The sequence below is a fragment of the Sulfurimonas sp. HSL3-1 genome, from assembly GCF_039645995.1.
Lineage (GTDB): Bacteria > Campylobacterota > Campylobacteria > Campylobacterales > Sulfurimonadaceae > Thiomicrolovo > Thiomicrolovo diazotrophicus.
The window spans coordinates 1960569-1986195 of sequence record NZ_CP147920.1 but is presented as its reverse complement, the minus strand read 5'-3'; the positions used below and the strand labels follow the sequence as shown (position 1 = coordinate 1986195).

Annotated in this window: 29 protein-coding genes and 1 tRNA gene; 19 read left to right on the top strand and 11 right to left on the bottom strand. The window is 58.9% G+C overall.

Annotated features, from left to right (window positions below):
• Positions 1–114 precede the first annotated feature (114 nt).
• Positions 115–837, bottom strand: coding sequence for a 3-deoxy-manno-octulosonate cytidylyltransferase (kdsB, locus tag WCY31_RS10225; RefSeq protein ID WP_345969724.1), 723 nt, complete (start codon positions 835–837; stop codon positions 115–117).
• 73 nt (positions 838–910) lie between these two features.
• Here kdsB and WCY31_RS10220 point away from each other — a divergent pair, with 73 nt between their 5' ends.
• Genes WCY31_RS10220 through trpC form a run of 4 tightly spaced genes read left to right on the top strand, consistent with a single transcriptional unit; the run spans position 911 to position 4059 of the window.
• Positions 911–1606 (top strand): tRNA1(Val) (adenine(37)-N6)-methyltransferase, encoded by a 696-nt coding sequence (locus WCY31_RS10220; protein WP_345969723.1) that lies wholly within the window; start codon positions 911–913, stop codon positions 1604–1606.
• On the top strand, positions 1603–1974 hold the full coding sequence (locus tag WCY31_RS10215; RefSeq protein ID WP_345972300.1) for a YkgJ family cysteine cluster protein: 372 nt from the start codon (positions 1603–1605) through the stop codon (positions 1972–1974). Before WCY31_RS10220 ends, WCY31_RS10215 begins: the two co-directional genes overlap by 4 nt.
• Entirely contained in the window at positions 1967–3262 is a 1296-nt protein-coding gene (locus WCY31_RS10210; RefSeq protein ID WP_345972299.1) for a hypothetical protein, read from the top strand. Before WCY31_RS10215 ends, WCY31_RS10210 begins: the two co-directional genes overlap by 8 nt.
• The gene (gene trpC, locus WCY31_RS10205) at positions 3259–4059 is read left to right on the top strand and encodes an indole-3-glycerol phosphate synthase TrpC (RefSeq protein WP_345969720.1); all 801 of its coding nucleotides are present in this window, start codon (positions 3259–3261) and stop codon (positions 4057–4059) included. The genes WCY31_RS10210 and trpC overlap by 4 nt, the downstream gene beginning before the upstream one ends.
• A 91-nt stretch (positions 4060–4150) precedes the next feature.
• Here the strand turns inward: trpC and WCY31_RS10200 are convergent, their stop codons facing one another.
• Together WCY31_RS10200 and WCY31_RS10195 are read right to left on the bottom strand one after the other, a co-directional pair.
• Complete coding sequence (locus WCY31_RS10200) at positions 4151–4993, bottom strand: YitT family protein (protein WP_345972298.1); 843 nt, start codon at positions 4991–4993, stop codon at positions 4151–4153.
• A 115-nt stretch (positions 4994–5108) separates the two neighbouring features.
• Positions 5109–5552, bottom strand: coding sequence for a GatB/YqeY domain-containing protein (locus WCY31_RS10195; RefSeq protein WP_345972297.1), 444 nt, complete (start codon positions 5550–5552; stop codon positions 5109–5111).
• Between the two features lie 136 nt (positions 5553–5688).
• Here WCY31_RS10195 and WCY31_RS10190 point away from each other — a divergent pair, with 136 nt between their 5' ends.
• A complete protein-coding gene (locus WCY31_RS10190) occupies positions 5689–5874 on the top strand; it encodes a hypothetical protein (protein ID WP_345969717.1) in 186 nt (61 codons plus the stop codon).
• Here the strand turns inward: WCY31_RS10190 and WCY31_RS10185 are convergent, their stop codons facing one another.
• From WCY31_RS10185 to WCY31_RS10170, 4 genes are all read right to left on the bottom strand, one after another.
• On the bottom strand, positions 5875–6618 hold the full coding sequence (locus tag WCY31_RS10185; protein ID WP_345972296.1) for a metal ABC transporter permease: 744 nt from the start codon (positions 6616–6618) through the stop codon (positions 5875–5877).
• The gene (locus WCY31_RS10180; RefSeq protein WP_345972294.1) at positions 6611–7492 is read right to left on the bottom strand and encodes a metal ABC transporter substrate-binding protein; all 882 of its coding nucleotides are present in this window, start codon (positions 7490–7492) and stop codon (positions 6611–6613) included. The genes WCY31_RS10185 and WCY31_RS10180 overlap by 8 nt, the downstream gene beginning before the upstream one ends.
• A gap of 103 nt (positions 7493–7595) precedes the next feature.
• Complete coding sequence (locus WCY31_RS10175; protein ID WP_345972293.1) at positions 7596–8882, bottom strand: hypothetical protein; 1287 nt, start codon at positions 8880–8882, stop codon at positions 7596–7598.
• An 80-nt stretch (positions 8883–8962) separates the two neighbouring features.
• Positions 8963–9226, bottom strand: a complete 264-nt coding sequence (locus tag WCY31_RS10170; RefSeq protein WP_345969713.1) for a hypothetical protein — start codon at positions 9224–9226, stop codon at positions 8963–8965.
• 132 nt (positions 9227–9358) lie between these two features.
• On the opposite strand from WCY31_RS10170, the gene WCY31_RS10165 reads away from it, so the two are divergent.
• The gene (locus WCY31_RS10165; RefSeq protein ID WP_345972291.1) at positions 9359–10348 is read left to right on the top strand and encodes an HD domain-containing phosphohydrolase; all 990 of its coding nucleotides are present in this window, start codon (positions 9359–9361) and stop codon (positions 10346–10348) included.
• Positions 10349–10437: 89 nt separating this feature from the next.
• Complete coding sequence (gene purH / locus WCY31_RS10160) at positions 10438–11973, top strand: bifunctional phosphoribosylaminoimidazolecarboxamide formyltransferase/IMP cyclohydrolase (protein WP_345972290.1); 1536 nt, start codon at positions 10438–10440, stop codon at positions 11971–11973.
• Positions 11974–12326: 353 nt separating this feature from the next.
• Here purH and WCY31_RS10155 read toward each other — a convergent pair.
• Positions 12327–12403 (bottom strand) — tRNA-Pro (locus WCY31_RS10155).
• Between the two features lie 131 nt (positions 12404–12534).
• Between WCY31_RS10155 and WCY31_RS10150 the strand changes: the two genes are divergently transcribed.
• The gene (locus tag WCY31_RS10150; RefSeq protein ID WP_345972288.1) at positions 12535–13431 is read left to right on the top strand and encodes a DnaJ C-terminal domain-containing protein; all 897 of its coding nucleotides are present in this window, start codon (positions 12535–12537) and stop codon (positions 13429–13431) included.
• Between the two features lie 3 nt (positions 13432–13434).
• Positions 13435–13812: a heat shock protein transcriptional repressor HspR gene (locus WCY31_RS10145; protein WP_231018977.1), complete on the top strand. Its 378-nt coding sequence runs from the start codon at positions 13435–13437 to the stop codon at positions 13810–13812.
• 21 nt (positions 13813–13833) lie between these two features.
• Here WCY31_RS10145 and murA read toward each other — a convergent pair whose 3' ends face one another.
• Complete coding sequence (murA, locus tag WCY31_RS10140) at positions 13834–15096, bottom strand: UDP-N-acetylglucosamine 1-carboxyvinyltransferase (protein ID WP_345972286.1); 1263 nt, start codon at positions 15094–15096, stop codon at positions 13834–13836.
• 263 nt (positions 15097–15359) lie between these two features.
• Here murA and WCY31_RS10135 point away from each other — a divergent pair, with 263 nt between their 5' ends.
• Genes WCY31_RS10135 through lgt form a run of 4 tightly spaced genes read left to right on the top strand, consistent with a single transcriptional unit; the run spans position 15360 to position 17945 of the window.
• Entirely contained in the window at positions 15360–15776 is a 417-nt protein-coding gene (locus WCY31_RS10135; protein ID WP_345972284.1) for a hypothetical protein, read from the top strand.
• Positions 15776–16498: an exonuclease domain-containing protein gene (locus WCY31_RS10130; protein WP_345972283.1), complete on the top strand. Its 723-nt coding sequence runs from the start codon at positions 15776–15778 to the stop codon at positions 16496–16498. Before WCY31_RS10135 ends, WCY31_RS10130 begins: the two co-directional genes overlap by 1 nt.
• Positions 16495–17073 carry a 16S rRNA (guanine(966)-N(2))-methyltransferase RsmD gene (rsmD, locus tag WCY31_RS10125; protein ID WP_345972281.1) on the top strand — a complete coding sequence of 193 codons (579 nt, stop codon included), beginning with the start codon at positions 16495–16497 and terminating at the stop codon, positions 17071–17073. The genes WCY31_RS10130 and rsmD overlap by 4 nt, the downstream gene beginning before the upstream one ends.
• 44 nt (positions 17074–17117) lie before the next feature.
• On the top strand, positions 17118–17945 hold the full coding sequence (gene lgt, locus WCY31_RS10120) for a prolipoprotein diacylglyceryl transferase (RefSeq protein ID WP_345969704.1): 828 nt from the start codon (positions 17118–17120) through the stop codon (positions 17943–17945).
• Positions 17946–17948: 3 nt separating this feature from the next.
• Here the strand turns inward: lgt and WCY31_RS10115 are convergent, their stop codons facing one another.
• Together WCY31_RS10115 and waaC are read right to left on the bottom strand one after the other, a co-directional pair.
• Complete coding sequence (locus WCY31_RS10115; RefSeq protein ID WP_345972280.1) at positions 17949–18836, bottom strand: lipid A biosynthesis lauroyl acyltransferase; 888 nt, start codon at positions 18834–18836, stop codon at positions 17949–17951.
• Positions 18833–19819, bottom strand: coding sequence for a lipopolysaccharide heptosyltransferase I (gene waaC, locus WCY31_RS10110; RefSeq protein ID WP_345972278.1), 987 nt, complete (start codon positions 19817–19819; stop codon positions 18833–18835). The genes WCY31_RS10115 and waaC overlap by 4 nt, the downstream gene beginning before the upstream one ends.
• Positions 19820–19934: 115 nt before the next feature.
• Here waaC and WCY31_RS10105 point away from each other — a divergent pair, with 115 nt between their 5' ends.
• The 6 genes from WCY31_RS10105 to WCY31_RS10080 are packed head-to-tail and all read left to right on the top strand — an operon-like array spanning position 19935 to position 25627.
• Complete coding sequence (locus WCY31_RS10105; protein ID WP_345969701.1) at positions 19935–20846, top strand: PDC sensor domain-containing protein; 912 nt, start codon at positions 19935–19937, stop codon at positions 20844–20846.
• Positions 20843–21454, top strand: a complete 612-nt coding sequence (gene hisH / locus WCY31_RS10100; protein ID WP_345972277.1) for an imidazole glycerol phosphate synthase subunit HisH — start codon at positions 20843–20845, stop codon at positions 21452–21454. Before WCY31_RS10105 ends, hisH begins: the two co-directional genes overlap by 4 nt.
• Before the next feature lie 11 nt (positions 21455–21465).
• Complete coding sequence (hisA, locus tag WCY31_RS10095) at positions 21466–22182, top strand: 1-(5-phosphoribosyl)-5-[(5-phosphoribosylamino)methylideneamino]imidazole-4-carboxamide isomerase (protein ID WP_345969699.1); 717 nt, start codon at positions 21466–21468, stop codon at positions 22180–22182.
• Complete coding sequence (locus WCY31_RS10090; protein ID WP_345969698.1) at positions 22175–23005, top strand: 50S ribosomal protein L11 methyltransferase; 831 nt, start codon at positions 22175–22177, stop codon at positions 23003–23005. The genes hisA and WCY31_RS10090 overlap by 8 nt, the downstream gene beginning before the upstream one ends.
• Positions 23006–23012: 7 nt before the next feature.
• Complete coding sequence (ftsH, locus tag WCY31_RS10085) at positions 23013–24998, top strand: ATP-dependent zinc metalloprotease FtsH (RefSeq protein WP_345969697.1); 1986 nt, start codon at positions 23013–23015, stop codon at positions 24996–24998.
• The gene (locus tag WCY31_RS10080; RefSeq protein WP_345969696.1) at positions 24995–25627 is read left to right on the top strand and encodes a hypothetical protein; all 633 of its coding nucleotides are present in this window, start codon (positions 24995–24997) and stop codon (positions 25625–25627) included. The genes ftsH and WCY31_RS10080 overlap by 4 nt, the downstream gene beginning before the upstream one ends.

Below are 25627 nucleotides of genomic sequence, written 5' to 3'. Positions count from 1 at the left end.
AGACCTCTTTTTTACTTTTTCAATCAACCGACATTACTTTTTGAACACTCTCCATGGCATATGCCCATGCAGTACGCTGGCGTTTCAGGGCTTTTAATCCGTGACGGATCCGTTTTATTGGACCCCGAAGATCTCTTTGGCCCGTTCCAGATCCTCCGGCGTGTCGATGCCGAAGCCGGTGCTGGCGACCTTGACCATGCTGATGGGCAGCCCGTGGTGGACGGCGCGGAGCTGTTCGAGCTTTTCGATGTCCTCGATCGGCGCGTCGTCGAGGGCGCAGAAGGCATGGAGGCTCCTCTTTGTGAAGCCGTAGATGCCGATATGGCCGAAGTAGGTGGCCCCGCCGCCCCGGTTGTAGGGGATCATTGAACGGGAGAAGTAGATGGCGTCATGCTTCGCGTTCACGACGACCTTGACGAGGTTCGGGTCGTCGGCGGCTTCGGCGTTGACGGCGTTGTAGCAGCTGCCCATGACAAAGGGACGACCCTCCGCCTTGAGGGCATTCAGGCGGTCGATCAGCAGGGTCAGGACCTCCGGCTCGATAAAGGGCTCGTCGGCCTGGATGTTGATGACGAGTTCATCGTCGGGGATATCAAGCAGCTGGGCGCATTCGTTGATGCGGTCGGTGCCGCTTTTGTGCGTCGTCGACGTGAGCATCGCTTTGACGCCGTGGGCTTTGCAGACGTCGATAATGCTTTCGTCATCGGCCGCGACGACGACGTCGTCGAGGTGGGCCACCTGCCGTGCCGTGCGGACGACCATCGGCAGTCCGCCGATATCCGCCAGGACTTTTTGCGGGAAGCGGGTGGAGGCCAGACGGGCGGGGATGATGATCATGTGTATCCTTTCTTTTGGGCGAGGACGCCACGGCACTGTATAATGACGGAAATTATATCGACGGGGGGACTAAATGCTGCTTTACCAGCCGCAGGAGGGGTACTGTTACAACAGCGACTCGATCTTCCTGTACGATTTCATCTCCTCTTTCGCGCCGCGGGGCCGTATGCTCGACGTGGGTGCCGGCTGCGGTGTCGTCGGGCTTCTGGTGGCCCGCGACAATCCGAAAGTGCGGCTCGAGGCGGTGGAGAAACAGGACGTTTTCGTGCAGTACGCTTCGAAGAATGCGGAGGTGAACGGGATTGATTACCGGGTCCATCACACGGACTTTCTCGCCTTCAAAGACCCGGAAGGGTTTGACTACATCGTTTCCAATCCTCCCTTCTATCACGAGGGGGCCTCGCGTTCGGAGAATGAGATGGTGCACACGGCGCGCTACAACCTGCACCTGCCCATCGACGCGTTCATCTCCCACGCGGCAAAACTTCTGCGCCCCCAGGGACATCTGCTGCTTTGCTACGACCCCCAGCAGTTCGCCCACCTCTGCGCCGCCTGCGAACGCGCCAAATTAAGAGTGGTTGATGTACAATTCGTTCATTCGAAACCGGATCGCAATGCGACCCTGGTGATGCTGCACGCCCGGAAAAACTCCCGTTCGCTCATGCGCGTCCGGCCGCCGATTTTCGCCTTTGACGAAGATGAGTTTTCCGCCAAGAGCCTGCAGGTCTACCGCGATGCAAGGACGCACAGTATAAAATGCACCCCATGATAAAAGAAGACGGCTATCCTTATGCGTTCGACCCCTCCGCCTGCACCGGCTGCGGCGGACGCTGTTGCACCGGTGAAAGCGGCAATATCTTCGTCTCCCCCGAGGAGATCCTGGCGCTGGCCGCGGCCCTGGAAATGGCGGAGACGGAGTTCCGCCTCACCTACCTTGAAAAGCGCGGCTACAAGTTCTCGATCAAAGAGCGGATCGTCGGGATGTCGCATGACTGCATCTTTTTCGACCGGGAGACGAACGGCTGCCGCGTCTACACGGCCCGCCCTTCCCAGTGCCGCACTTTTCCCTTCTGGGAGTATTATAAGACCCGCGTTGATGAGCTCAAGCGGGAGTGCCCGGGGATCGTCGATGTTTAAACGTATTGCCTGCACGGCCTTTTTGCTGCTCTCTTTCGCAGGCTGCAGCCTGAAAGAACCGACACTGTCGCCGCAGACGAAGGCGTTCGAGGAAGAGGATGCCTACGCCCTGTTCGCCCTTGACGCGGAGGCGCACGGGCAGTACGCGACGGCGGCGCAGCTCTATGCGGTGCTCTACGAAAAGGCGCCGCGGCTTCCCTACCGCGACCACTTTTTTGAAAACCTGCTGCATGCAAAACAGTACGACGACGTGCTTGAAAATGCCCAGGCGTTCCAGGAGCAAGAGGGGTTCAATGCCCAGATAGAGCGTTACCGGATCCGGGGGCTGCTCGGCAAGGGAGAGGTCAAAACGGCCGAACAGGCGGCGCTGGCGCTGCTGGAGAAGACGAAGGCAAAGCAGGATTACATCGGGGTATCGGAGATCTACGCACGCCAAAAGCAGTACAACACGGCACTGCGCTACCTGGAGAGTGCCTACGACCTCGATTACGACGAGGCGGTCCTCGACCGTATGGCGGTCATCCTCTACGTCAACCTTGACCGCCAGAAAGACGCTATCGCCCAGCTTGAGACCCATATCCGCCTCCACGGCTGTTCCCAGCGCATCTGTAAACGACTGGCGGGACTTTACAGTGAGCAGAACAACGTCGAGGGGATGCTGGGGACCTATCTGCGGCTTTACGGCAACTACCCCACCCAGGACGTCGCCGATGCGATCGCCCGCATCTACAGCTATCAAAACGACATGCTCCACCTCAAACAGTTCCTGGAACAGCACCATTCGGATGATGCCATGCTGCTGAAGCTCTATATCAACGCCAAGGAGTACACCGCCGCCTCCGAACTGGCGCAGAAGCTTTACGAGCAGAGCGGTGATGCGACCTACCTGGGACAAAGCGCCATTTTCGCTTTTGAAGCGGCCGAGGACAAAACGGATCCGAAGCTGGTCGCGGAGATCGTGGAGAAATTGAAGACGGCGGTCAAGAGCGAAAAAGACTCCCTGATGCTCAACTATCTGGGATACCTGCTCATCGATAACGACGTCGATCCCGCGGAGGGGATCAAGTATGTCGAAGCGGCTCTGCGGCAGGAGCCTGGTTCGCCTTTCTACCTCGATTCGCTCGCCTGGGGCTACTACAAGCTCGGCCAGTGCCGCAAGGCCGACGCAACGATGAAAGAAGCGCTCAAAGCGATGGGGGGAGAGCGTGACCCCGAGCTGGACAAACATGTCAAAGCCATTGAGGAATGTATGAAACGCTTACGTAAAACAACACAAGGAAAGCAATGATTCTGGATGAGATTATCGCGAAGACCAAAGAGGACCTCGCCCGCCGTGAAAAGGAGTACAGCATGGATTGGCTGGGGCGCTCCCTCGCCTTCAATGCCCGTGCACCGCGGCCGGTCATCCCGCATCTGCAAGCGACGGAAGAGGAGCCCTACCGCATCATCTCCGAAGTGAAAAAAGCGAGCCCTTCAAAGGGTGTGATTCGCGAAGACTTCGACCCGGTGGCCATCGCGCAGGCCTATGAGCGCGGGGGTGCGAACGCCATCTCCGTACTGACCGAGCCTCACTATTTTCAGGGGAGCCTGGACTACCTCGCGGAGATCCGCCGGTATGCGGCCATTCCGCTCCTGCGCAAGGACTTCATCGTCAGCAAGTACCAGCTGGTCGAAGCCCTCGTCTACGGCGCTGATTTCGTCCTGCTGATCGCCAAGGCGCTCTCGCGCAAAGAGCTGAAAGAGCTGCTTGACTACACCCGCCACCTGGGGATGGAGGCGCTGGTCGAGATCCACGACAAGGCGGACCTGACCAAGGCGATCTTCGCGGGTGCGGACATCATTGGCATCAACCATCGCAACCTCGAGACCTTCGAGATGGATATGGAGCTGAGCTACAAGCTTATCCCGCTCATCCCGAACAACAAGATCATCGTGGCCGAGAGCGGCATCTACGAGCACGGTCAGCTGGAGGATCTGGGCAAAGCGGGCGTCGACGCCTTCCTTGTCGGGGAGTCGCTGATGCGCCAGGACGACGTCGAAAGCGCGCTGCACTGCCTGAAAACGGGCGAGGGCTGCCCGAACTGATTCCGCTTTTGTGCCGGTGAGAGCCGGAAAGAAAAGATCCTGCTAACGTCTCAATGCATCATGCCGCTTACGGGCATGGTCGCCGTTAAAGTCACCCGCCCATCAACTCCGATGCTTCCATCACCACGACGACACCCGTAGGGTCATACGCCTGGACGATCTGCCGGACGCTCTGGACTTTATTGTTATCCACGATCAGCATCAGCAGCCGCCGTTCGTCTCCCGTGTGGAGTGTCGTTCCTTCGAGGATGACGCCGCCTTCATGCCCCAGTTTGTGCAGGAGGTGGGCTTTGAGGGTTTCGGCGTTCTCCGAAGAGATGTGCAGCACTTTTTTGGAGGGGCGGCCTGAGAGGATCAGGTTGATGCCCCTGGCGCTGATGTAGACGCCGACCAGGCTCCAGAGCATACTGTCGAGTTTCGGGAAGACGAATCCGGCCGAGAAGACGATCAGGGCATCGAGCGCGATGATGAGATCCCCCTCCTTCCAGTGGCTCCTGTGGGCGATCATGCCGGCGATGATGGAGGGGCCGCCGGGCGATGCGCTGGCTTTGACGATCAGCCCTACGCCCAGGCCGATGAGCATCCCGCCGAAGACGGCGCCCAGAAGCGGTTCCTGCGTCAGGGCGGGGAGCTTCAGCATTTCCAAAAACATATCTGCCGACATGGCGATGACGACGATGGCAAAGACGGTCCGAAACGCGTATCCCCGGCCGATGAACTTCATGCTCATGAGCACCATCGGGATGTTGATGGAGAGCATGATCGTCCCGATGGAGATCCCCGTAAAATAGGTGACAAGGATGGCCATCCCGGGGGTGCCTCCGGAGGTGATATGGTTGGGGACGAGGAAGAGGGTGACCCCCGCCGCCAGTACGATACCGCCGACCAGGATCTGCAGGTAGCGTCTCAGCTCCAATGTGATTTTCGTTGTCATGACTTTTCCTTGGTGAATATACTATCGGACCGTGCTCGGAACTCTGGACGGCAAAAGGGTGTCGTGAAGAGAGGGCTGGGACCGTTCCGTCCGGGAAGTGACGGAACGGGAAAGTTTATGAAAGGAGTGTTTTGACGCAGCCGCTGATGCGTTTGCCGTCGGCCTGGCCCGCGAGCTCTTTGCTGGCCATTCCCATGACCTTGCCCATATCTTTCATCGTGCTCGCACCGGTTTTTTCGATGATCGCCTTGACGGCGCTTTCGAGCTCGGCGTCGTCGAGCTGTGCCGGAAGGTAGGTCTCGAATACGGCGATCTCGGCCATCTCTTTGTCGTACAGCTCGTCGCGTCCGGCATCCTTGTACTGGGCCGCGGCGTCGTTGCGCTGCTTGATCTGTTTTTGAATGATGGCGATGACATCGTCGTCGCTGAGCTCTTTGCGTTCGTCCACCTCGATCTGTTTCATGGCACTGCTCAGCAGTCTCAGCGCGTCACGGCGCTGGACCTCCTTGGCTTTCATCGCTTCTTTAATATCGTTTCTGATCTGATCTTTGAGCTCCATAAATTATCCTTTGCATGTGATGGCGACATTATACCCGCCTTAGATAAGCCTAAAAGAAGACGCCTTCTGTCACGGCTTTTCATATTATTAACCCTTATGCTATAAAATGGGGACAATTGGAGTGGAAAGGAGTCCCGTGAAGCTTTTCAAGAAAGAGTATATGAACATCTATTTTGTGACGGCGGTGCTGGTGGCGGCCTTTGCCTTTATGGCAATCAGCACGTGGGACATCGTCGGCGACGTCAATGAGCAGACCAGCGCCGACCTCGCCATCGACCGGCAGGTCGACGCCTGTTGGGACGAGAACAACCTCGACGAGTAGTCACGCTTTCTTACGGCTGAGCATCAGGGTGCCGAGCAGGACGCTGAGGGCACCGAGAAAGACGATGGTGTACCCCGTCGGCAGGTCGAATGTGTAGGATGCGGCGATCGCCGCGGCGCTGAAAGCCCAGCCGAAAACGAAGGCGAAGCCCAGCGGCGGGAAACGCTTCTGCATGGACGCCATGAAGACCGGTGCGATCAGCAGGGTAAAGACGACGAGCACGCCGGCAAGCTGAACGGATGAGGTGACGGTGACGGCGAGCATGACAAAGAAGAGCAGCTCCTGCATGAACCCTGTTAGACGCGGGTAGAGCTGCCAGATCAACAGCCCCAGCAGGGCATAGACGATGCTGCTGTAGAGCACGTGTTCGAGGGGGGTGAAGAGAATGTCGGTGGCCAGTAGCGCCTTGAAGTGCTCCATCCCCTCGGCGGAGTTGGCCAGGACCATCATGACGCCGCTGGCTCCCAGGACGTAAAGAATCCCGATAAAGGCCTCCAGGTGCAGGTTCCTGTGGGATGCAAACGCGATGAGCACGGCACTGAAGAGGGCGCTCCCGAGGGTGAAAAGGTAGAGATAGTCGCCGTGGAAATAGCCCAGGCTGACGGCACTGCCCAGCGCCGCGAACTGGGCGATGGCGAGGTCGGTGAAAATGATGCCCCGCTCGAGCACCCCTTTGCCGAACCAGGCGTGGATCATGACGAGCACGAAGACGAGCAGCAGCGGCGGCAGGAAAATATCAATCATCGGTGAGGGCCTTTGTCAGGTAGTCAAACAGGGCTGTGAGGGAGTCGATGGACTCCAACGCCCCGATGTCATGGGGCATCAGGATGACCCTGATCCCGGTCTTGTCCCGGATGTATTCCGCGGTCTTGGTGGAGTGGTAGACGTCGTGCAGAATACAGCAGGGATGCTCGGCTCGGATCTTCCCGATCACGTCGAGGGTGTGACGCGGGGAGGGCGGGATCCCCGGCAGCGGCTCGATCGTGGCGATGTTGATGAGGCCGTAGGCCTTGTTGAAATAGGCGAGGTTGTCGTGGAACTGCACGACTTTCATTCCCTGTTTCGGGGCCATAACCCGCGTCCAGCGCGCGAGATTTTTTTCCCATTCCGCATTAAAACTTTCCAGGTTCTTTTCATAAATGCTTTTATGCTCCGCATCGATCGATGCCAGAAACAGCGCGATCTGCTTCGCCAAGAGCGGGATGTTGTGTGGATCGAGGTGGAAATGGGGATTGCCGGCAGGGTGGATATCCCCGTTTGCCCGGTCGACCTCGCTCGGTTTGTTGATTAGCTCGATGCCCTGCGCCAGGTTCAAAAAGGTCGGTGCGCCCGGATTGACCTTGGGGTTGTTGCCGCGGCGGATCAGTGGAGGGAGCCAGCCTATTTCCAGCTGGCCGCCGTTCATGATCAGCGCGTCGGCCCGGCGCATCTTGGCGATGAGTGAGGGGCGGGGAACGACAAAGTGGGGATCCCAGTTGCCCTTGGCCAGTACGACGGTCGTGACGTGGTCACCGCCAACTGCCCGCGTCAGCGCGCCGATGTAGGGGTAGGTGACGGCGATGTTGAGGTGGGCAAGGAGCGCGGCAGGCAGCAGAAGGATAAAAAGCAGTTTTTTCATGTCAAACCTTTATAGATCGGATGTCATCCCATACTAAGCGCCAAGAGCGCGTGCCCGTAGGAGCTACCTTCGGAGCTTGCCCTGGCGAGTACAGACGGATGTCTTAAAAATCGTGTGCCGCGTGCGCCCCGATGGCAATGTTGGCCTGCAGCATAATCGTATCGACGCTCTGGCGTTGGCCATCCTCGTTATAGAGGGCCGTATTGTGATTATACTGAAGACGGAAACGGCTGAACTCGCTGGGGTGGTACTCCACCATGGCGCTGATGCGCTCAAATCCGTCTTCCATATCCTGGAGCACGTCGTTTTTCGTGACGTCGTTTTGATAGATATTGTCGTAGCGGACGCCGGCGCGCCAGTTCATGTTGTAGGCGTAGACGAGCTGGGTATAGTAGCCGGCCTGCTCTTTGCGCAGGGAGGCGGAGGTCGTCGTGTTGGCATCGGGCTGCGCATACTGGGTGCCCTTCATGTCGCGCATCATCCATTCGCTCTGCCAGGTCAGGAAGCTGTAGGAGTCGAAGTAGTGTTTGACGGTCAGGTCGGCACCGTAGAGCGAACTCATGCCGGAAAAAGCGTGGGGCGTTTCATCCTCGAAGTGGTCAAGCCGCGAGGTGCCGCGTGCGTAGGAGATACCGGGCATAACGGTTGTCTCGCCGATATCAACGGCGGTTTTCGCATAGGCGACAAAGAGGGCGGGCGCGTCAGCCGATTCGGCCAGCGGCGCGGCATCGGGGTCGGTCGCGGTCGGGTCGGCGATGCTGGCGGTGCCGAACATCATCTCGTTCTCGCCCTGGAGTACCTCGCCCCCGAACATCAGGTAGGTCTCTGTCGGAGCGACCCACTGCAGCTGGACCCCCTTTTCATTGATACCGTGATCCCCGAGGAAGGCCTGATAGATGAGCGGCATGTCCCCGAAATCCCAGTAGTGGTGGTGCTGGGAGTTGAGGCGGCCGAAGTTGGAGAGCAGTTTCCCTCCGCGCAGACGCAGGCCGTAGGGGAGGGCGGTCGAGGTGAAATAGGCCTCTTCGATCTCGACGCCGTTTTCGCTGAAGTGGAAGGTGCCGTCAAGGGTGAAGTAGGGGTCGACGGAGCTGGAGAGCACCAGTTCGCCGTAGTTGAGGTTAAAGCCGTTGTAGGCGTTGTAGGTGGCGTGGGAGTTCCCGTCGTGGGCGTGGGCCCCCATGATGCCGTGGGCGACACCGGGGATCTCGTAGTGGGCGATCTCGTCATCTGTCTTATTGCGGGTAACGTAGGAAGCGTCAAGAATCAGAGAGATATCCGGAATAAACTTGGACTGTTCGAAGGTACGCTTTTCGACCGGAAGGATCGTAGCGGCATCCGCGAAGAGCAGTGCGTAGAAAAGGGGCAGGGAGATAAAAGTTTTTTGCATTAAATAGACTCCGTTTAATCAGTGCACCCGGGTTGGATTTGTGATGGGTGCTGCATAGTGCTATGGTTTTTTTGTAGGGATTAAACGAAGCGGGGAGGGGCCCGGGCCGGAACGAAGTGGAAGGCAAAGCTGCTGTGGACTTTGGCGGCCAGGCAAGGCTCTTCAGTGTCATGGAAGAGGATAAACGGCTCGAACGGTTTGACGATATCGGGTGCTGCTGCGTGGGCGACGACGGTACAGACGGGACAGTGACTCCCGTCATGGTGCGCACTGAGGGTGTGCAGTGCTTCGCCGCTGAGGGCGACGAGGAACAGCAGTAAGAGCAGCAGGCGTCTGGTTCGCATGCGGCATTATAGCGCACTGCCGATCTGCTCCGGCGGATCAAATGTGATAAGAATGCTATATAACAATAAAGTTTATAAAAAATTAATATATCGGTGCTATCATATTGTTTATTGTTTTTAAAAAGAGTAAATATGAAAATTTTTCCGGCAAAAATCCTGGTTGTTGACGAATCACCGAAGCATATCGTCACCGTCCGGGAACTGTTCGCAAAAGAGGGGTGCAGCGTTTTGGGGGCAGAGAACGAAGACGCGGCAATGGCGATAGCGGGCGCGCTGAATATCGACCTGATCCTGCTTGACGCAACGGCGAAGAACATCGACGGCTACGGGATCTGCAAGCGGCTGAAATCGGAAGCCAAGACCCAGGAGATCCCCGTCATTTTTACCGGGATGATCCCGGGGGCGCAGGAGATTAAACGCAGTTTTGAAGCCGGCGGTGCGGACTGCATTGTCAAACCCTTCAACAGTTCGGAACTTTATGCGCGGGTCCGGACGCACCTGGAGTTGCGAAAACACCGTGAACGGCATGCTGATGAGACGGAGGAGGATCTGATCTACACCCTGGCGTATGTCGGGGAACTCCGTTCGCAGGACAAGGGGCATCTCAAAAGAGTCGCGGGATACAGTGCGCTGCTCGGCGAGCTCTACGGACTCCGTCCGGAAGCCGTCGAGATGCTGAAGAGGGCTTCGGCGATGCATGATATCGGCAACGTTATCGTTCCTGAACGGATTCTGAACAAACCTCTGCCGCTGGAAGCCAAAGAGCGCGAGGCGGTACAGCACCATACGCAGTGGGGGGCCCACATCCTCAGCCGCACCGATCGGCCCGTACTGAGGGCCGCGGCGATCATCGCCGCCCAGCACCACGAAAAGTTCGACGGGAGCGGCTACCCGAAAGGACTGAAGGGGGAAGAGATTCATATCTTCGGGCGTATCGTTGCCTTGGCGGACGTGTTTGACGTGCTGCTGAGCAAACGCAGCTATAAAGAGGAGTGGCAGGTGAACAAGGCGTTGGCCTATCTTACCGAAGAGAGCGGTAAACATTTCGATCCGAAACTGGTAGAGCTCTTTGTCGACAACCTCTGGCAGTTCCTGGATATACGCCAAAAACACGGGGCGTGATCAGAATTTGATCCAATCCTAACCGCTCCTTTGTTAAAATTCCGTCAATGAAATACATGGGCTTCAAGCCCGAAAAAAGGCGAAACGGAATGAAAAGAGCACTGCTGAGCGTCAGCGATAAAAGCAATATCGTCGAATTCGCGGCGTCCCTGGTGAAAAACGGCTATGAGATCATCTCAACGGGCGGGACGTTCAAGATGCTGAAAGAGGCCGGTATCGCGGCCATCGAGATCGATGAGGTCACCAAATTCCCGGAGTGTTTCGAGGGGCGCGTCAAAACCCTCAACCCCTACATCCACGGCGGCATCCTGCATCGCCGCGACAAGCAGTCGCACCTGGACCAGGCCGCGGAACTGGGCGTCGAGCCGATCGACCTCGTCTGCGTCAACCTCTATCCTTTCAAGGCGACCATTGAGCGCACGGACGATTTCGAGGAGATCATCGAGAACATCGATATCGGGGGACCGGCGATGGTCCGCTCCGCCGCGAAAAACTTTGACAGTGTCATGATCGTCACCGATCCCTCCGACTATTCGCTGGTCCTGAACGCGATCGAGAACGACGAGAACAGCGTCGAGTTCCGCCGCAGCCTGATGATCAAGGCCTACGAGCACACTGCCGCCTACGACAGCATGATCGCCAATTATATGAACAAGCGTTTCAACGACGGTATGGGGGCGAAACAGTTCGTCGTCGGCAAAAAGGTGATGAATACCCGCTACGGCGAGAACCCGCACCAGAAGGGGGCGCTGTACGAGTTCGAGGAGCACTTCAGCAAGAACTTTACGACCCTCAAAGGCGAGGCGAGCTTCAACAACCTGACAGACATCAGCGGCGCGGTCAAGATCGCCGCGGCCTTCGGCGACGAAAATGCCGTCTGTATTGTTAAGCACGGCAACCCGTGCGGCTTCGCCATCCGCGACAGCCTGCTCGACGCCTATACCGAAGCGCTCAAATGCGACCCCGTGTCCGCCTTCGGCGGCGTTGTCGCTGTCAACGGTGTCGTCGACAAGGCGCTGGCGGAGATGATGAACGAGATCTTCCTCGAAGTGATCATTGCCGGCCGTATCACGGCGGAAGCGCAGGAGGTGTTCGCGGCGAAGAAGCGCATCAAGCTTTTCGAATACGGCAGCGACAAGATTGTCCTCGCCAACGATGCCGTTGACTTCAAACACATCGACGGCGGTTTCGTCTTCCAGGATGCCGACAAGGTGGCAGCGGATGAGATCAGCAACGCCGAGCAGAAAAGCAAGCTGAGCGCGGATGCGGCGGCGATGAAAGACGCGGAGATCGCGTGGAAAGTCGCGTCGCTGACAAAATCGAACTGTGTCGTCTACGTCAAGGACGCGGCGATGGTCGCGGTCGGCATGGGGATGACGTCGCGCGTCGACGCGTCGCAGTGTGCGCTGAAAAAAGCCGAGGCGATGGGGCTGGACGTCACCGGTGCCGCGCTGGCAAGCGAAGCCTTCTTCCCGTTCCGCGACTCCATCGACGCTGCGGCGGCCGCAGGCGTCAAGACGGTCATCGAACCGGGCGGCTCCATCCGCGACGACGAAGTGATCGCCGCGGCAGACGAATACGGTATGGCACTCTACTTCACCGGCGTCCGCCACTTCCTCCACTAAACCTTCTGCGGCTTCGGCCGCATATGTTCTTGTAAACCTAATCCCTCATATACATCATCCAGGACACAATGACCGCCTGCATACAATGGTTATGTATCTACATGGTAATTTTTGTTCCCTTTCTTCTTTGCTCGCACAAAGAAGAAACCGAACCCGAAAGAAGAAAGTGCGAAAGGCTGCCGCTTGCGGGACATGCCATGCCGAGGTGATCCGGCTGACACGCTAATGAACGTCTATGACTTGACAAGAGGGTGGCGTGTTATACGCTGTATTTAGCACGTAAAAACGCTTGATTTTTCGATGTTGTTTTGATGGATTTTTTCTGGAAATGTTGTAGGAAAGAAGTCTCTCGATGGTCGGGGTGACAGGATTCGAACCTGCGGCCTCTTCGTCCCGAACGAAGCACGCTACCAGTCTGCGCCACACCCCGAGGGCCGAAATTATACTACCGCAAACTTAAAAGTTCCCTAAAGCGCTGCAAAACAAACCTTGATTGACATCGACTCAACTTATATGCTATAATCACTGCTAAAAATAAAATATATAACTAGGTAACACTGCATGAGCAAAAGCCTTTATGAAACCCTTGGCGTCAATGAAAACGCGAACGAATCGGAAATCAAAAAAGCCTACCGGAAGATGGCGCGCCAGTACCATCCCGATGTGAACAAGTCCCCCGAAGCGGAAGAGAAGTTCAAAGAGATCAATGCCGCGTACGAAGTGCTGAGCGATAAAGAGAAAAAAGCGCAGTACGACCGTTTCGGCGACCAGATGTTCGGCGGCCAGAACTTCCAGGACTTTGCGCGCGCCCAGGGCGGCAACGTCGACCTCGACGAGATCCTGCGCCAGATGTTCGGCGGCGGGGGAGGCTTCGGCGGTTTCGGAGGCGGAGCCGGGGGTGCAGGCGGTTTCGGAGGCTTTGGCGGTTTCGGGGGCGGCGGTTACCAGCAGCCGGTCAACCTCGACCTGGAGACCTCCATCACCGTGCCGTTCCAGACGGCTATCCTCGGCGGCAAGCACCAGGTAAACGTGGAGGGGGAGAGCTTCGATATCAAGATCCCCGCGGGGGTCAAATCGGGCGAGAAGCTCCGCGTCCGCGGCAAAGGGCGCAAACAGGGCGGCAGCGCAGGCGATCTCTACCTCAAGATCAACATTGCCACCAACCCGGAATACGAGCGCGACGGCGACACGCTGATCAAAACCTTTGACGTCCCGCTCTACGCGGCGCTTTTCGGCGACAAGGTGAGCGTCAAGACGCTGGAGAAGGAGATTACCCTCAAAGTGCCGCAGAACACGAAGAACGGCCAGCGTTTCCGTGTGAAAGAGATGGGGGTGATGAACCGCAAAAGCAACGTACGCGGAGACCTCTACCTCGTCGCGAACATCATCCTGCCGAACGTGGACGACCTTGATCCAGAGTTGACCGAGGCGATGAAAGCGCAACTACCTAAGGAGTAAGCCATGCATACGTATGACGAACCGGTCTACCTGATCAGCATCGTGTCGAAGATCCTCGACATCCATCCGCAGACCCTGCGGCAGTATGAGCGTGAGAACCTTATTACCCCTTCGCGCTCGGACGGCCGGATTCGTCTCTACTCCCAGCGCGATATCGACCGCATCAAGCTGATCCTCCGCCTGACCCGCGAAATGGGCGTCAACCTTGCCGGTGTCGATGTGGCATTGCGCCTCAAGGAACAGATCGATACGATGGAACAGGAGATTGCCGAGCTGCGCTACCAGCTGGCCCAGGCGAAGCAGAGCACCAGCGTACCGCCCGAGAAGGCGCTGGTGACGAAAAAAAGTATCTACGAAATGATCATCTTCGAAGAGAAGTGATCTCCCCTTTTCTTTTCCCTACTACTCTTTCAGGCGGGCGATGTCCGCACCGATCAGGCTGAATTTCTCTTCAAGCGCCTCATAGCCGCGGTCGAGGTGGTAGATGCGGTGGATGTTCGTCTCCCCCTCTGCCACCAGCGCCGCGAGTACGAGGGCACTGGAGGCGCGCAGGTCCGTGGCCATGACATCCGCGCCGAAGAGCGCCGAGGGGCCTTTGACGGTGGCGGTATTGCCCTTGAGGGTGATGTCGGCCCCGAGGCGCTGCAGTTCGCTGACGTGCATAAAGCGGTTTTCGAAGAGGCGCTCTTCGACGGTCGATGTCCCTTCGGCCTGGGTACAGAGCGCGAGGAACTGCGCCTGCATGTCCGTCGGGAAGGCGGGGTACTCCATGGTCGTGATGTCGACCGGTTTGAGGGACTGGACAGGGTGGACGGTGATCGTGTCCTCCGTCGTTTCGATCCCCACGCCCATCTCTTCGAGTTTGCCCAGAACTGCTTCGAGGTGGTCGGGCCGGACATTTGTCAGCGTCAGCGGTGAGCGTGAAATGGCCGCGGCGCAGAGGTAGGTGCCTGCTTCGATGCGGTCGGGGATGACGGCGAAAGAGGCGATGTCGACGAGTTTGCCCGCGGTGCCTTCAATGACAAGCTCGGAACTGCCGATCCCTTCGATGGCGACCCCGGCATCACGGAGGATCTCGCAGAGCTGGACGACTTCGGGTTCGCGCGCGGCGTTCGTGATGGTACTTTTCCCTTTGGCGAGGGCGGCGGCCATGACGATATTGGCTGTGCCGGTGACGGTGATCTTGTCGAAGAGAATGTGCGCACCCTTGAGGCCGTCGGGGGCTTCGGCGCGGACGTAGCCGGCATGGATGGTGATCTCCGCGCCCATATGCTCAAGGGCTTTGAGGTGCAGGTCGATCGGCCGCTGCCCGATGGCGCAGCCCCCGGGCAGGGAGACTTCGCAGTGGCCGAAGCGCGCGAGCAGCGGGCCAAGGACGAGAATGGACGCGCGCATGGTTTTAACAATGTCGTAGGTGGCCATTGTATGGCTGACCGGCCGGGTATCAATGGTGACACGGTTACCGTCGAGTTCAAAGGCCGCGCCGAGGTTGGTCAGCAGTTTGAGCAGGGTTTTGATGTCGACGACGTGGGGCAGGTTCGTGACGGTCACCGGCTTTTCGGAAAGGATCGTCATGGCGATCAGCGGCAGGGCGGCATTCTTGGCGCCGGAGACGGCGACGCTGCCGTTTAGGGTTTTCGGTCCGTTGATCTTGAAATAATCCATATCACCTCACAGGCGCGATGCGCCAAAGTTTTTGCTGATTATAAAGCACGGTTGGTTAAACTGCTATGATAATGCAGAAGATGGCTTGTGTGTCGAGCATCTTAATGTTATAGCTCGCGAAGGTGACGTTCTAATAGCGCCAAAGGCGCGCGCCCGGAGGAAGTACCCTTGGGGTACGGGCACTCCGCCGGGGCGGAACAAAGCGTTAGCGTAGGTACGGGGGCTTTTGCTCCCGGAGCGTATCAATGGAAAGGAGCGCAGACGTGTCAACGGCACTGGATCGTCTGAAAAACCTTACGGCAAAGATTTCAAGCTACGAAGTCGCACGCAAGGAGAACATGGCTGCGCTCGAATCCCTCTACCACGCTCTCGGCGTCGATGAAAAGGTGCCCGAATTCGCGGATCTTTTCGAATTCAAAGCGATGAACCTCGCCGGGATCTCCCTTGCCGACGATACGCTGGGGACGCCACATGAGGGCAAATATGTCCAGATCATCGCCATCACCTACGACCGCGAGGCGAAAGTCAGGAACAAGAACAGTTCGCTGGCCTATTTCGGGCGCGCCGAAAAGCTCGAATCTTCCCAGCGCGATGCCGTTGTCGCCTTCGTGCTGCGCTGGCGCTTTGAGAAGAGTTTCCGGACCCTTGAACACTACCATACGCTCCTGCAACGGTTCTGATGCTCTGTTACCTTGACGTGGAGACGACCGGTCTCGAAAAAAAAGACCGCATCTGTTCCGTGGGGATGATCCTCGAAGAAGAGGGCAGGTACGAGACGCTGTACGACTTGGTCCAGCCCCCGAAAAAGGTGCCGCCGGCGGCGATGGCGGTGCATCATCTGACCAACGAGATGCTTGCGGAGGCTCCGGAGTTCGACGCGACCGGCGCGGCAAAGCGGCTTGAAGTACTCAATACCCCCGAAACGGTCCTCGTCGGCCACAACCTGGCGTTTGACCTGGACATGCTTGCCAAAGAGGGGATCACCTGGCAGGGAGGGATGATCGATACGCTCAAGTGCGTCAAGCACCTGCTCGGCGGCGATATCGAGCACTTCTCCCTGCAGTACCTGCGCTACGAGCTGCGGCTCTACCGCGAGGAGCAGGCTCTCGCCGACGAACTGGGGATTCCCCTGAGCGCCCACCATGCGCTCAGCGACGCCCTGCATACCCTGCTGCTGCACCGCTACCTGGCAGCCATGGCCGACAACGAGCGGCTGATGGCGCTGACGACGGAGCAGGCGCTGGTGCACAAGCTCACTTTCGGGAAGTACGGCGGCAAATTCATCGAAGATGTCGCCCGCCGCGACCCGGGTTACCTGGAGTGGATGCTCCGCAGCCTCCCGGACCTGGACGAGGATCTGCGCTACAGCATAGAATATTACATGAACGAGGTGCGAGGATGAAACCGCTGACAAAGAAGATCGTGGCAGGAAAATACAAGGGGAAACTGTTGAAGCTGCCCTCCAAAACGACGACGCGCAGCTCCAAGGGGATCGTGCTGGAGTCCTATTTCAATACCCTGCAGTTCGAGATTATGGACAGCGTCCTCGTCGAGCTCTTTTCCGGCAGCGGTTCCATCGGCCTCGAGGCGCTCAGCCGGGGGGCGAAACGCATCATTTTCATGGAGCGCGACCGCGACGCGCTGAAGGTGCTGCGGGGCAATATCGCCCAGACCGACCCCGCGGCCTGCGAGGTGATCGCCGGCGACACCTTCGAGACGATCGCCCAGACGCTGGCACGTCTCAAGCAGCTCGGCGAGCCCGCCTATTTCTTTATCGATCCCCCCTTCTCCATCCGGGAGGGGCATGAGGATATCTACGACAATATGCTCTCGTTGATCGCGAAGCTGCCCCGCGAAGCGGTACGCCTCATCACCATCGAGCATATGAGCGGGCTCGAGCTGCCCGACGCGATCGGGTCTTATAGCCTGCAAAAACGCAAGAAGTTCGGGAAGACCTCGCTGAGTTACTATCTGTAAATATAGTTGGTTATACTTGCGTCCAATTCACTGAAAGAGCCGCCATGGAGTACTGGAACCACATTTACGAACATTTCAATCCCGTCGCCTTTTCGCTTTTCGGCCTGCCGGTACACTGGTACGGATTGATGTACGTCCTGGCGCTGCTCGCCGCACTCTACGGGGCGAAATGGTACGTGCGCCGCGACAGGGTCCCCGTCGACACGCTGACGCTGGACGCCTACTTCATCTGGGTCGAGATCGGTGTCATCCTCGGGGCGCGGCTGGGATACATCCTTTTCTACGATCCCGATACGGCCTACTATCTGATGCACCCGTGGCAGATCTTCAACCCGTTTAAAAACGGCGAGTTCGTCGGTATCAGAGGGATGAGCTATCACGGGGCGGTCATCGGCTTCTTCATCGCTTCGGCCCTCTTCAGCAAGCGCCACCACATCCATTTCGGCCTGCTGATGGACATTGTCGCCGTCGCCGTCCCCATGGGGTACGTCTTCGGGCGGATCGGCAACTTCCTCAACCAGGAGCTTATCGGCCGTGTGACCGATGTGCCCTGGGGGATCTACGTCCACGGGGCGCTGCGCCACCCGTCGCAGCTCTATGAAGCGGTACTGGAGGGCGTCGTCGTTTTCGCCATCATCTGGCTCTACCGCAAGCACCGCCGCTTCCGCGGGGAGCTGATCCTGCTCTACGGCTTCGCCTACGGGGCGATGCGTTTCGCGGCGGAGTTCTGGCGCGCCCCGGACCCGCAGCTGGGCTTTATCTGCTGCGGCTGGATGACGATGGGGCAGCTGCTGAGTTCTCTGATGATGGTGGCGGCAGTGCTGCTCTGGCCGCTCTTTTACGCCGTCGGAAAAAAGCGGAGTGCCCGTTAAGGACTACGCCTCGTAGATCCCCTTGCTCCCGCCTTTCCAGCGGCGGTGGCACCAGAACCAGAACTTCGGCTCCTCCCGGATGATCCGTTCCATCACATCGGACTGGCGCTGTGTCGCGATGCGGATATCCTCTTCGGCGTTCTCCGTATGCGGCACGGGAACCTCCTCTTCGAAACGGACCGTATAGTGCTGCTCATTCTCGGTATGGATAAAGACGGGGATGACCGCCGCGTTGTATTTGCGCGCCAGGAAGGCGGGCGCGGAGGTCTGGGTCACCTGCGTCCCGAAGAAATCGACGAAGATGCTCTCCCGCGGCCGGATGTTCTGGTCGATCATCAGCGAGACGGCTTCGCCTTTTTTCAGCGCCCGGGTCAGGTGTTTGACGGCGCCGTGTTTCTCCGCCATATGCATCTGCAGGCGCGAACGCGATGCGAGCAGGTAGCGGTCGAAGTAGGGGTTGTTGAGCTGCTTGTGGATGCTGACGGTGGGCATGATCTGCGAGGCGATGGCCGTCGCTCCGAGCTCCCAGTTGCCGAAATGCCCGGAGACGAAGATAACGGGGCGTCCCGCCTCCCGGGCGCGGTTGACGATGTCGCGGTTGGCAAAGGTGACCAGTTCCGCCTGCCGCTGCGGGGTCATGCGCTGGTTTTCGAGGACCTGCAGGAAGTTCAGCAGCAGGTTACGGTAACAGTAGCGCGCGATCGTCTTCTCCTCGGCTTCTCCGACGTTTTCCCCGAAGGCGATCTCGAGGTTGCGGCGGATGACGGCGCGGTGCTGGCGGTCGACCGCGTAGGCGAGGGAGGCGAGGCCGGTAAAGAAGGCTTTGCGCAGGGCGTAGGGCAGGAGCATCAGGCAAAACTCGACGGCGCGGAAAAAATAGTAGAGGATCATAGCAACTCTTTCGCTTTCTGGATAACCGAGGCGGGGGGGATCGTCGCGATGCTCATGTCGGTTTTGTCGATACGGAGGATATCGACCACCGAGTCCGATTCGACCGCGACGTTGTGCGGGGTTTCGAACATCATCCGCGGGGTCGTCGGGCCGTAGAGGACGATGGAGGGGCGGTTCAGCGCCCAGGCAAGGTGGGTGGGGCCCGTATCGCCGCCGATCGTCAGTGCCGCATGGCCGATGAGGTCGCGCAGTGCGGGCAGGCCGATTTTCGGTGCCACGCGGGCGTTGGCAGTCTCGGCGGCGATCGCCTCGGCGTCCATGTGCTCACCCTCGGAACCCCAGACGAGGATGCAGGGAAACGGCAGGGCGTCACAGACGGCGGCCAGCTGCGCCGGCGGGTAGCACTTGGAGGGCCAGGAGGCTCCGACGACGACGGCAATATAGGGGACATCGTCCAGGAAATCAGGGCGGGGTCCGACCGGCAGGGCCGGGGCCTTGGCGAGCAGTTCTTCATCGCTGACGGTGAAACCGAGGGCTTCCGCAACGATGTCGCAGTTGCGGCGGATGATATTGGCCTCGTAGGGGATGCGGCTTTTGGTGCGGTAGAAGAGCGCCGCGGCGCCCTCCCGGGCCGAAGCGGCATCGAAGCCGTGGACATTCGGGCCGAGCAGACGGGCGACGAGGGCCGATTTGAGCAGCCCCTGCATATCGATAATGACGTCGTAGGGGCCCAGCGCGCGTAGCTGAGCGATTGTGTCGCGCAGCAGCCCGAAGCGCTTCTCGCGTTTGAGCTGTTTGAGGGGGATGCCGTGGACGGTAGCGAGCTCCGGGTGCCCCTGCAGCATGGGGGCGAACTGCGCCTCGGTGATCCAGTCTATGCGGGCTTCGGGACGGTGTTTGCGGATAAACTGCAAGACGACGGCGCTGTTGATGATGTCGCCCAGGGCGCTGAGACGGACGATGGCGATACGGGGGTGATTCATGGCGCTATTATAGCGTCAAACCCTTGAGCCTTTTGGGTGCTCCCCTTCGTCCTTTAGCGCTTTGCCATCAGGGGTGAGGTATAATCACGTACTACTATTTGAGGACGGGAATGCCATGGTCGCACGCGACATACAGAACTTTTCCGAGATCCGCACGAAAGCGCGGGCCTATTTTTGCTACCTCTTTTCCAAGAACCTGCCCAACCGCCTGCCGTCGATCACCCCCGAAGCGATCATGGTACGCATGCAGAAGATCATGGGCGATCTGCGGGATGCAGAGGGAATCTACCTGCTGGACCAGAAGGGCGTTCAGGTCACCCCGACCTTTCTGCCGGGAGGGAAACAGACGGACGAGGATTTCGGGCGTATCCGCTCGGACCGCGCTTACTACTACCGCGCGGCACGGGAGAAGCGCTGTACCATCACCGATCCGTACCCGTCGCTGATCACCCAGGACCTTACGATTACGGCCTCGCAGCCGATCTTCGACGAAAACGGGGCGCTGCTCTACGTCGCCTGCCTGGATATGCCCCTGGACGCGGTGCTGCAGATCGCACACCCGATGGCGCTGCACTCCTTCTACGGGCGTCTTTTCCGTTATGGTTACGCTGCCTTTACCTTTATGCTGTCCATGGTGGCGCTGCTGCTCTTTATCAAGGGGGTGACGACCTTCCTGCACTTCGGGTTGGACGTGCGTAAAATCGAGATCAAGGAGGTTTTCGAGTCGACGATCCTCCTGACCCTGGCCCTGGCCATCTTCGACCTTGTCAAGACCCTCTTCGAAGAGGAGGTTCTGGGGCGCCACAGGCAGGACAGCGGGGCAACCGACCCGCATAAAACGATGGTACGTTTCCTCGGCTCCATCATCATCGCCCTCTCCATCGAGGCCCTGATGCTTGTCTTCAAGTTCGCGATGACCGAGCCGGCCATGCTGGTCAACGCCATCTACATCATCGGCGGGGTCTCCCTCCTGCTGGTGGCACTGGCACTCTATATCAAATTTACGAAACGAGCGATTGAAGAATGATAGGTATCTGTGACTACAACATGGGCAACCTGGCCAGCGTGAAAAATGCTTTTGCGCTGCTGGGGGAGGACGTTGCCGTCGAGAGCGACCCGGACAAACTCGCCGGGTACGACCGGCTGATCCTCCCCGGCGTCGGGGCTTACGGAGACGCGATGGAGCACCTGCGCGAACGGGGCATGGACGAGGCGCTGCGGGCGTATGCGTGCAGCGGCAAACCGATGCTGGGCATCTGCCTGGGTATGCAGTTGCTGTTTGAAAGCAGCGAGGAGTTCGGACCGAACCCGGGGCTGGGGCTGATCAAAGGGAAGGTGATCGCCTTCGATACGGCGAAGTTCGACCATCCGCTGAAGGTGCCGCACATGGGATGGAACCGCATGTTCACCCGGGAACACCCCCTCTTTGCGGGGCTTGACGAGGCGCACTACCTCTACTTTGTCCACTCCTTCCATGCCGTGGCCGGTGAGGATGCGGACATCATCGGGGAAACGGAGTACGGCTACCGTTTTACGAGCGCCGTCGCCCACGACAACGTGATGGGCATCCAGCCCCACCCGGAGAAGAGCCACAAGAACGGGCTGCAGATCCTGAAAAACTTTATCAACCTGTGAGGAAGCAACGTATGACGATATTACCGGCAATTGACCTGAAAGACGGTGAGGCGGTCCGCCTGACCAAGGGGCTTATGGAGAGTGCGAAGGTGTACTCCTCCCAGCCCTGGGAGCTTGTCAAGCGTTTCGAGGAACTGGGGGCTGAATGGGTCCACCTCGTCGACCTCAACGGTGCCTTCGCCGGAGAGCCGAAAAACCTCGAGCAGATCGAGAAGATTCGCCAGAACTGCAGCGTCAAACTGGAGCTGGGCGGCGGGATCCGCGACGAGGCGACGATCAAACGCTACCTCGACCTGGGCATCGACCGTGTCATCCTCGGTTCCATTGCCGTGAAAGACCCCGAATTCGTCAAAGCGATGGCGGCCAAATACCCCGTTGTCGTCGGAATCGACGCCATTGACGGCTATGTCGCCGTCGAGGGATGGGGCGAAGTGAGCGAGATGAAAGCGACGGACCTGGCAAAGGCTTTCGCCGATGCGGGTGTCGAGGCGATCATCTGTACCGATGTCGGCCGTGACGGCACCCTCGGCGGCGTCAACGTCGATTTCACCCTCGATATCGCCCGCGCTTCCGGCATCCCGACGATCGCCAGCGGCGGGGTCCGCGACGACAGCGACCTCGCAGCCCTGGCGGTGACCGATGAGGTCGCCGGCGTGATTATCGGCAAAGCCTTTTATGAAGGGACGATTGACCTCGAAGAGGTGATGAAGGTGTACGGGAATGGATGAGATCTACTATGAGCTGACCGTCAACCCTTCGTCACACCGCGAGCTCTTTGCCGATTTCCTGGCCGACACCCTCCCGGTCGGCTTTGAAGAGACCGACACGGGCTTTATCGTCCGGAGCGAAGATGACCTCTCCACCCTGCAGTGGGGGCTGGAACAGTTTGCCGAAGCGCTGCAGAAAGCGCTGGGAAGCAGCATCGACGTCGAGATGACCCTGGAAAAGAAACGGACCGAGGACTGGGTGCGTGCCTACCAGGAGAGCGTTACCCCCGTCGAGGTGGCGCCTTTTTACGTCCACCCGACCTGGAGTGATCCGCATCCCGAACTTGTGAACATCGTCCTCGACCCGGCACTGGCCTTCGGGACGGGGCACCACCCCACGACGGCATCGTGCCTCGAAGCGGTCGGACGCTTCGTCGAACCCGGGGACGACGTCATCGATGTCGGCTGCGGCAGCGGCATTCTCTCCATCGCCGCCTGCAAGCTCGGCGCGAACGTCGACGCCTGCGACACGGACCCGGTCTCGGTCGGCAACACCCTGGAGAACTGCGAACTCAACGACGTAGACCTCCGCCACATCTGGGAAGGGTCGGCGGCCCAGGCGACGGCAACCTACGATGTCGTCATCGCCAATATCGTCGCGGACGTCCTTGTCTTCATCGCCGACGAGCTGAAAAAGCTGTTGCGGCCGGGCGGCAGGCTGATTCTTTCAGGCATATTGGATAAATATGAAGCTAAAATTGTGGAGGCTTACGCGGATATGGATGTCGCGGAGCGAATCGCAAAAGAGGAATGGGTCACCCTTGTCGTGACACCAAAAGGATAATTATTTTATGGCGCAACAAGATAACAACCAAGATAACAATAACAAGAACTTTTTTAACCAGAACCCGCTGATCACCTTCGCGATCTTTTCGGTCGTCGTCATTCTGATCTTCAAAGCCCTTATCGGGGAGCAGGGCGGCAACGGCGTCATGGGACAGAGCGTCAGCAAGACGCAGGAGGTCAGCTACTCCGAACTGAAGGATCTCATCAAGAGCAAGAGCATCTCCAAGGTGGCGATAGGCCAGTCCTACATCCGCGCCCTGGGTGAGCAGAACGGTCAGAAGATCACCTATACGGCACGCAAAGTCGCCAACGACGATACCCTCGTACCGCTGCTGGATAAAGAGAAGATCGACTACAGCGGCTTCTCCGAGTCCAACTGGTTTACGGAGATGTTCGGATGGCTGCTGCCGTTTTTGATCATCATCGCCATCTGGATGTTCATGGCGGGCCGCATGCAAAAAAACATGGGCGGCGGCATTCTCGGCATGGGCAACGCCAAGAAGCTTGTAAACTCCGAAAAGCCCAAGACGAAGTTTGAAGACGTCGCCGGGGCGGAAGAGGCCAAAGAGGAGGTCCATGAGATCGTCGACTTCCTTCGCTACCCGGAACGCTACGTCGAACTGGGTGCCAAGATCCCCAAAGGGGTTCTGCTGGTCGGAAGCCCGGGGACAGGTAAGACCCTTCTGGCTAAGGCCGTTGCGGGCGAAGCGGACGTGCCGTTCTTCTCCGTTTCGGGCTCGAGCTTTATCGAGATGTTCGTCGGGGTCGGTGCCGCGCGGGTCCGCGACCTCTTCGAACAGGCGAAGAAAGACGCCCCCTCCATCATCTTCATCGACGAGATCGACGCCATCGGTAAGAGCCGTGCCGCCGGCGGCATGATGGGCGGCAACGACGAGCGCGAGCAGACGCTGAACCAGCTGCTCGCCGAGATGGACGGTTTCAGCACCGACACGCCGATTATCATCCTTGCCGCGACAAACCGCCCGGAGGTCCTCGACCCCGCGCTCCTGCGCCCGGGCCGTTTCGACCGCCAGGTGCTTGTCGACAAGCCTGATTACGAGGGGCGTATCGCGATCCTGAAGGTCCATGTCAAAGGGATCAAGATCGACGAGGACGTCGACCTTGAAGAGATCGCGCGCCTGACCGCCGGTCTGGCGGGGGCGGACCTTGCCAACATCATCAACGAGGCGGCGCTGCTCGCGGGCCGCAAGAGCCAGAAAAGCGTCCACCAGCGCGATATCCGCGAATCGGTCGAGCGCGCCATCGCCGGTCTGGCGAAGAAGAGCCGCCGCATCGACGAGAAAGAGAAGCGGATTGTCGCTTACCATGAGAGCGGCCACGCTCTGCTGGCGGAGACGACAAAGGGTGCGAAGAAGGTCTCCAAGGTCTCCATCGTGCCGCGCGGTCTTGCGGCGCTGGGGTATACCCTCAATACGCCCGAGGAAAACAAGTACCTGGCGCAGAAGCACGAACTGTTCGCCGAGGTCGACGTCCTGCTGGGCGGCCGCGCGGCCGAAGAGGTCTTTATCGGCGAGATCTCGACGGGGGCGAGCAACGACCTCGAACGTGCCACCGACATCATCAAGGCCATGGTACAGATGTACGGCATGAGCGATGTCGCGGGCCTGATGGTCCTCGAGCGCCAGCGCAGCACCTTCCTCGGCGGCGGGATGAGCCAGGCCCGGGAATACAGCGAGAAGATGGCGCAGGATATGGACGCCTTTATCAAGCAGACGCTCGAAGAGCATTATACGGACGTCAAAGCGCGCCTGGAGACCTACCGCGGTGCGATCGAGGATATGGTCTCCCTGCTGTATAAACGCGAGAACATTACCGGGGCCGAGGTGCGCGAGATTATCCAGGCGTTCGAAACGGCCAACGGCATGGAAACTCTGCTGGACGAAACGGCGGCGGCAAAAGCCGACCGTGAAGTCTCCGAAGATATGTCGCAGGCCTCTGCGATGCCTGAGGACGGCACGGAACGGTCATGAACGCCCTGAGAGACCTGATCGTCAAAGAGGGATGGAAGCCAATAGGCATCGCCGCGGCTGCGGCCCTCCTCTGCGCGCTTTTCGATTGGGAGCTCATGTCGTGGTTCTTTATTGCCGCCGCGGGGTATCTGCTGTGGAAATACCGCAAACCTGCCCGGACGGCGGCCTATTTTGAAAAAGGGAGCGTGACCGCGCCCTGCGACGGAAGAGTGACGGCAATCGATACCCTTCCCGACGGCAGCGTTTCGGTCGAGATCGAAACAGGGTGGTTCGATGCGGCGCTGCTGACCGTCCCTTTTGTAGAAGGGGTGCCCTCTTTCGAGACGGTAACCCGGGGGAGCCGGCTGGCACGCCGCTCTCCCCTTTTTGAAACGCTCAATGAACGGGGGGCGATCGTGTTTGAGGACGAAGAGGGGCGGAGCGTCACCCTGACGCATATCCTGATGCTCACCCCCTTTGCGCTCCTGATCGACACCAATCTTCCCGGGAAGCGCCGCATGCGGGGCGAACGCTACGGCGTACTGACCCATGGGGTGACACGCCTTACATTGCCGGCCTCGACGCGGGTCGCCGTTAATCCGGGTGAGCGGGTCTACGCCACCCAGACCCTGCTGGGGTATATGAGGTAA

What these genes read in the sequence shown, in the direction of transcription:
- kdsB (WP_345969724.1), bottom strand. Translation starts at nt 837, where the DNA reads ATGATCATCATCCCCGCCCGTCTGGCCTCCACCCGCTTCCCGCAAAAA.
- WCY31_RS10220 (WP_345969723.1), top strand. Translation starts at nt 911, where the DNA reads ATGCTGCTTTACCAGCCGCAGGAGGGGTACTGTTACAACAGCGACTCG.
- WCY31_RS10215 (WP_345972300.1), top strand. Translation starts at nt 1,603, where the DNA reads ATGATAAAAGAAGACGGCTATCCTTATGCGTTCGACCCCTCCGCCTGC.
- WCY31_RS10210 (WP_345972299.1), top strand. Translation starts at nt 1,967, where the DNA reads ATGTTTAAACGTATTGCCTGCACGGCCTTTTTGCTGCTCTCTTTCGCA.
- trpC (WP_345969720.1), top strand. Translation starts at nt 3,259, where the DNA reads ATGATTCTGGATGAGATTATCGCGAAGACCAAAGAGGACCTCGCCCGC.
- WCY31_RS10200 (WP_345972298.1), bottom strand. Translation starts at nt 4,993, where the DNA reads ATGACAACGAAAATCACATTGGAGCTGAGACGCTACCTGCAGATCCTG.
- WCY31_RS10195 (WP_345972297.1), bottom strand. Translation starts at nt 5,552, where the DNA reads ATGGAGCTCAAAGATCAGATCAGAAACGATATTAAAGAAGCGATGAAA.
- WCY31_RS10185 (WP_345972296.1), bottom strand. Translation starts at nt 6,618, where the DNA reads ATGATTGATATTTTCCTGCCGCCGCTGCTGCTCGTCTTCGTGCTCGTC.
- WCY31_RS10180 (WP_345972294.1), bottom strand. Translation starts at nt 7,492, where the DNA reads ATGAAAAAACTGCTTTTTATCCTTCTGCTGCCTGCCGCGCTCCTTGCC.
- WCY31_RS10175 (WP_345972293.1), bottom strand. Translation starts at nt 8,882, where the DNA reads ATGCAAAAAACTTTTATCTCCCTGCCCCTTTTCTACGCACTGCTCTTC.
- WCY31_RS10170 (WP_345969713.1), bottom strand. Translation starts at nt 9,226, where the DNA reads ATGCGAACCAGACGCCTGCTGCTCTTACTGCTGTTCCTCGTCGCCCTC.
- WCY31_RS10165 (WP_345972291.1), top strand. Translation starts at nt 9,359, where the DNA reads ATGAAAATTTTTCCGGCAAAAATCCTGGTTGTTGACGAATCACCGAAG.
- purH (WP_345972290.1), top strand. Translation starts at nt 10,438, where the DNA reads ATGAAAAGAGCACTGCTGAGCGTCAGCGATAAAAGCAATATCGTCGAA.
- WCY31_RS10150 (WP_345972288.1), top strand. Translation starts at nt 12,535, where the DNA reads ATGAGCAAAAGCCTTTATGAAACCCTTGGCGTCAATGAAAACGCGAAC.
- WCY31_RS10145 (WP_231018977.1), top strand. Translation starts at nt 13,435, where the DNA reads ATGCATACGTATGACGAACCGGTCTACCTGATCAGCATCGTGTCGAAG.
- murA (WP_345972286.1), bottom strand. Translation starts at nt 15,096, where the DNA reads ATGGATTATTTCAAGATCAACGGACCGAAAACCCTAAACGGCAGCGTC.
- WCY31_RS10130 (WP_345972283.1), top strand. Translation starts at nt 15,776, where the DNA reads ATGCTCTGTTACCTTGACGTGGAGACGACCGGTCTCGAAAAAAAAGAC.
- rsmD (WP_345972281.1), top strand. Translation starts at nt 16,495, where the DNA reads ATGAAACCGCTGACAAAGAAGATCGTGGCAGGAAAATACAAGGGGAAA.
- lgt (WP_345969704.1), top strand. Translation starts at nt 17,118, where the DNA reads ATGGAGTACTGGAACCACATTTACGAACATTTCAATCCCGTCGCCTTT.
- WCY31_RS10115 (WP_345972280.1), bottom strand. Translation starts at nt 18,836, where the DNA reads ATGATCCTCTACTATTTTTTCCGCGCCGTCGAGTTTTGCCTGATGCTC.
- waaC (WP_345972278.1), bottom strand. Translation starts at nt 19,819, where the DNA reads ATGAATCACCCCCGTATCGCCATCGTCCGTCTCAGCGCCCTGGGCGAC.
- WCY31_RS10105 (WP_345969701.1), top strand. Translation starts at nt 19,935, where the DNA reads ATGGTCGCACGCGACATACAGAACTTTTCCGAGATCCGCACGAAAGCG.
- hisH (WP_345972277.1), top strand. Translation starts at nt 20,843, where the DNA reads ATGATAGGTATCTGTGACTACAACATGGGCAACCTGGCCAGCGTGAAA.
- hisA (WP_345969699.1), top strand. Translation starts at nt 21,466, where the DNA reads ATGACGATATTACCGGCAATTGACCTGAAAGACGGTGAGGCGGTCCGC.
- WCY31_RS10090 (WP_345969698.1), top strand. Translation starts at nt 22,175, where the DNA reads ATGGATGAGATCTACTATGAGCTGACCGTCAACCCTTCGTCACACCGC.
- ftsH (WP_345969697.1), top strand. Translation starts at nt 23,013, where the DNA reads ATGGCGCAACAAGATAACAACCAAGATAACAATAACAAGAACTTTTTT.
- WCY31_RS10080 (WP_345969696.1), top strand. Translation starts at nt 24,995, where the DNA reads ATGAACGCCCTGAGAGACCTGATCGTCAAAGAGGGATGGAAGCCAATA.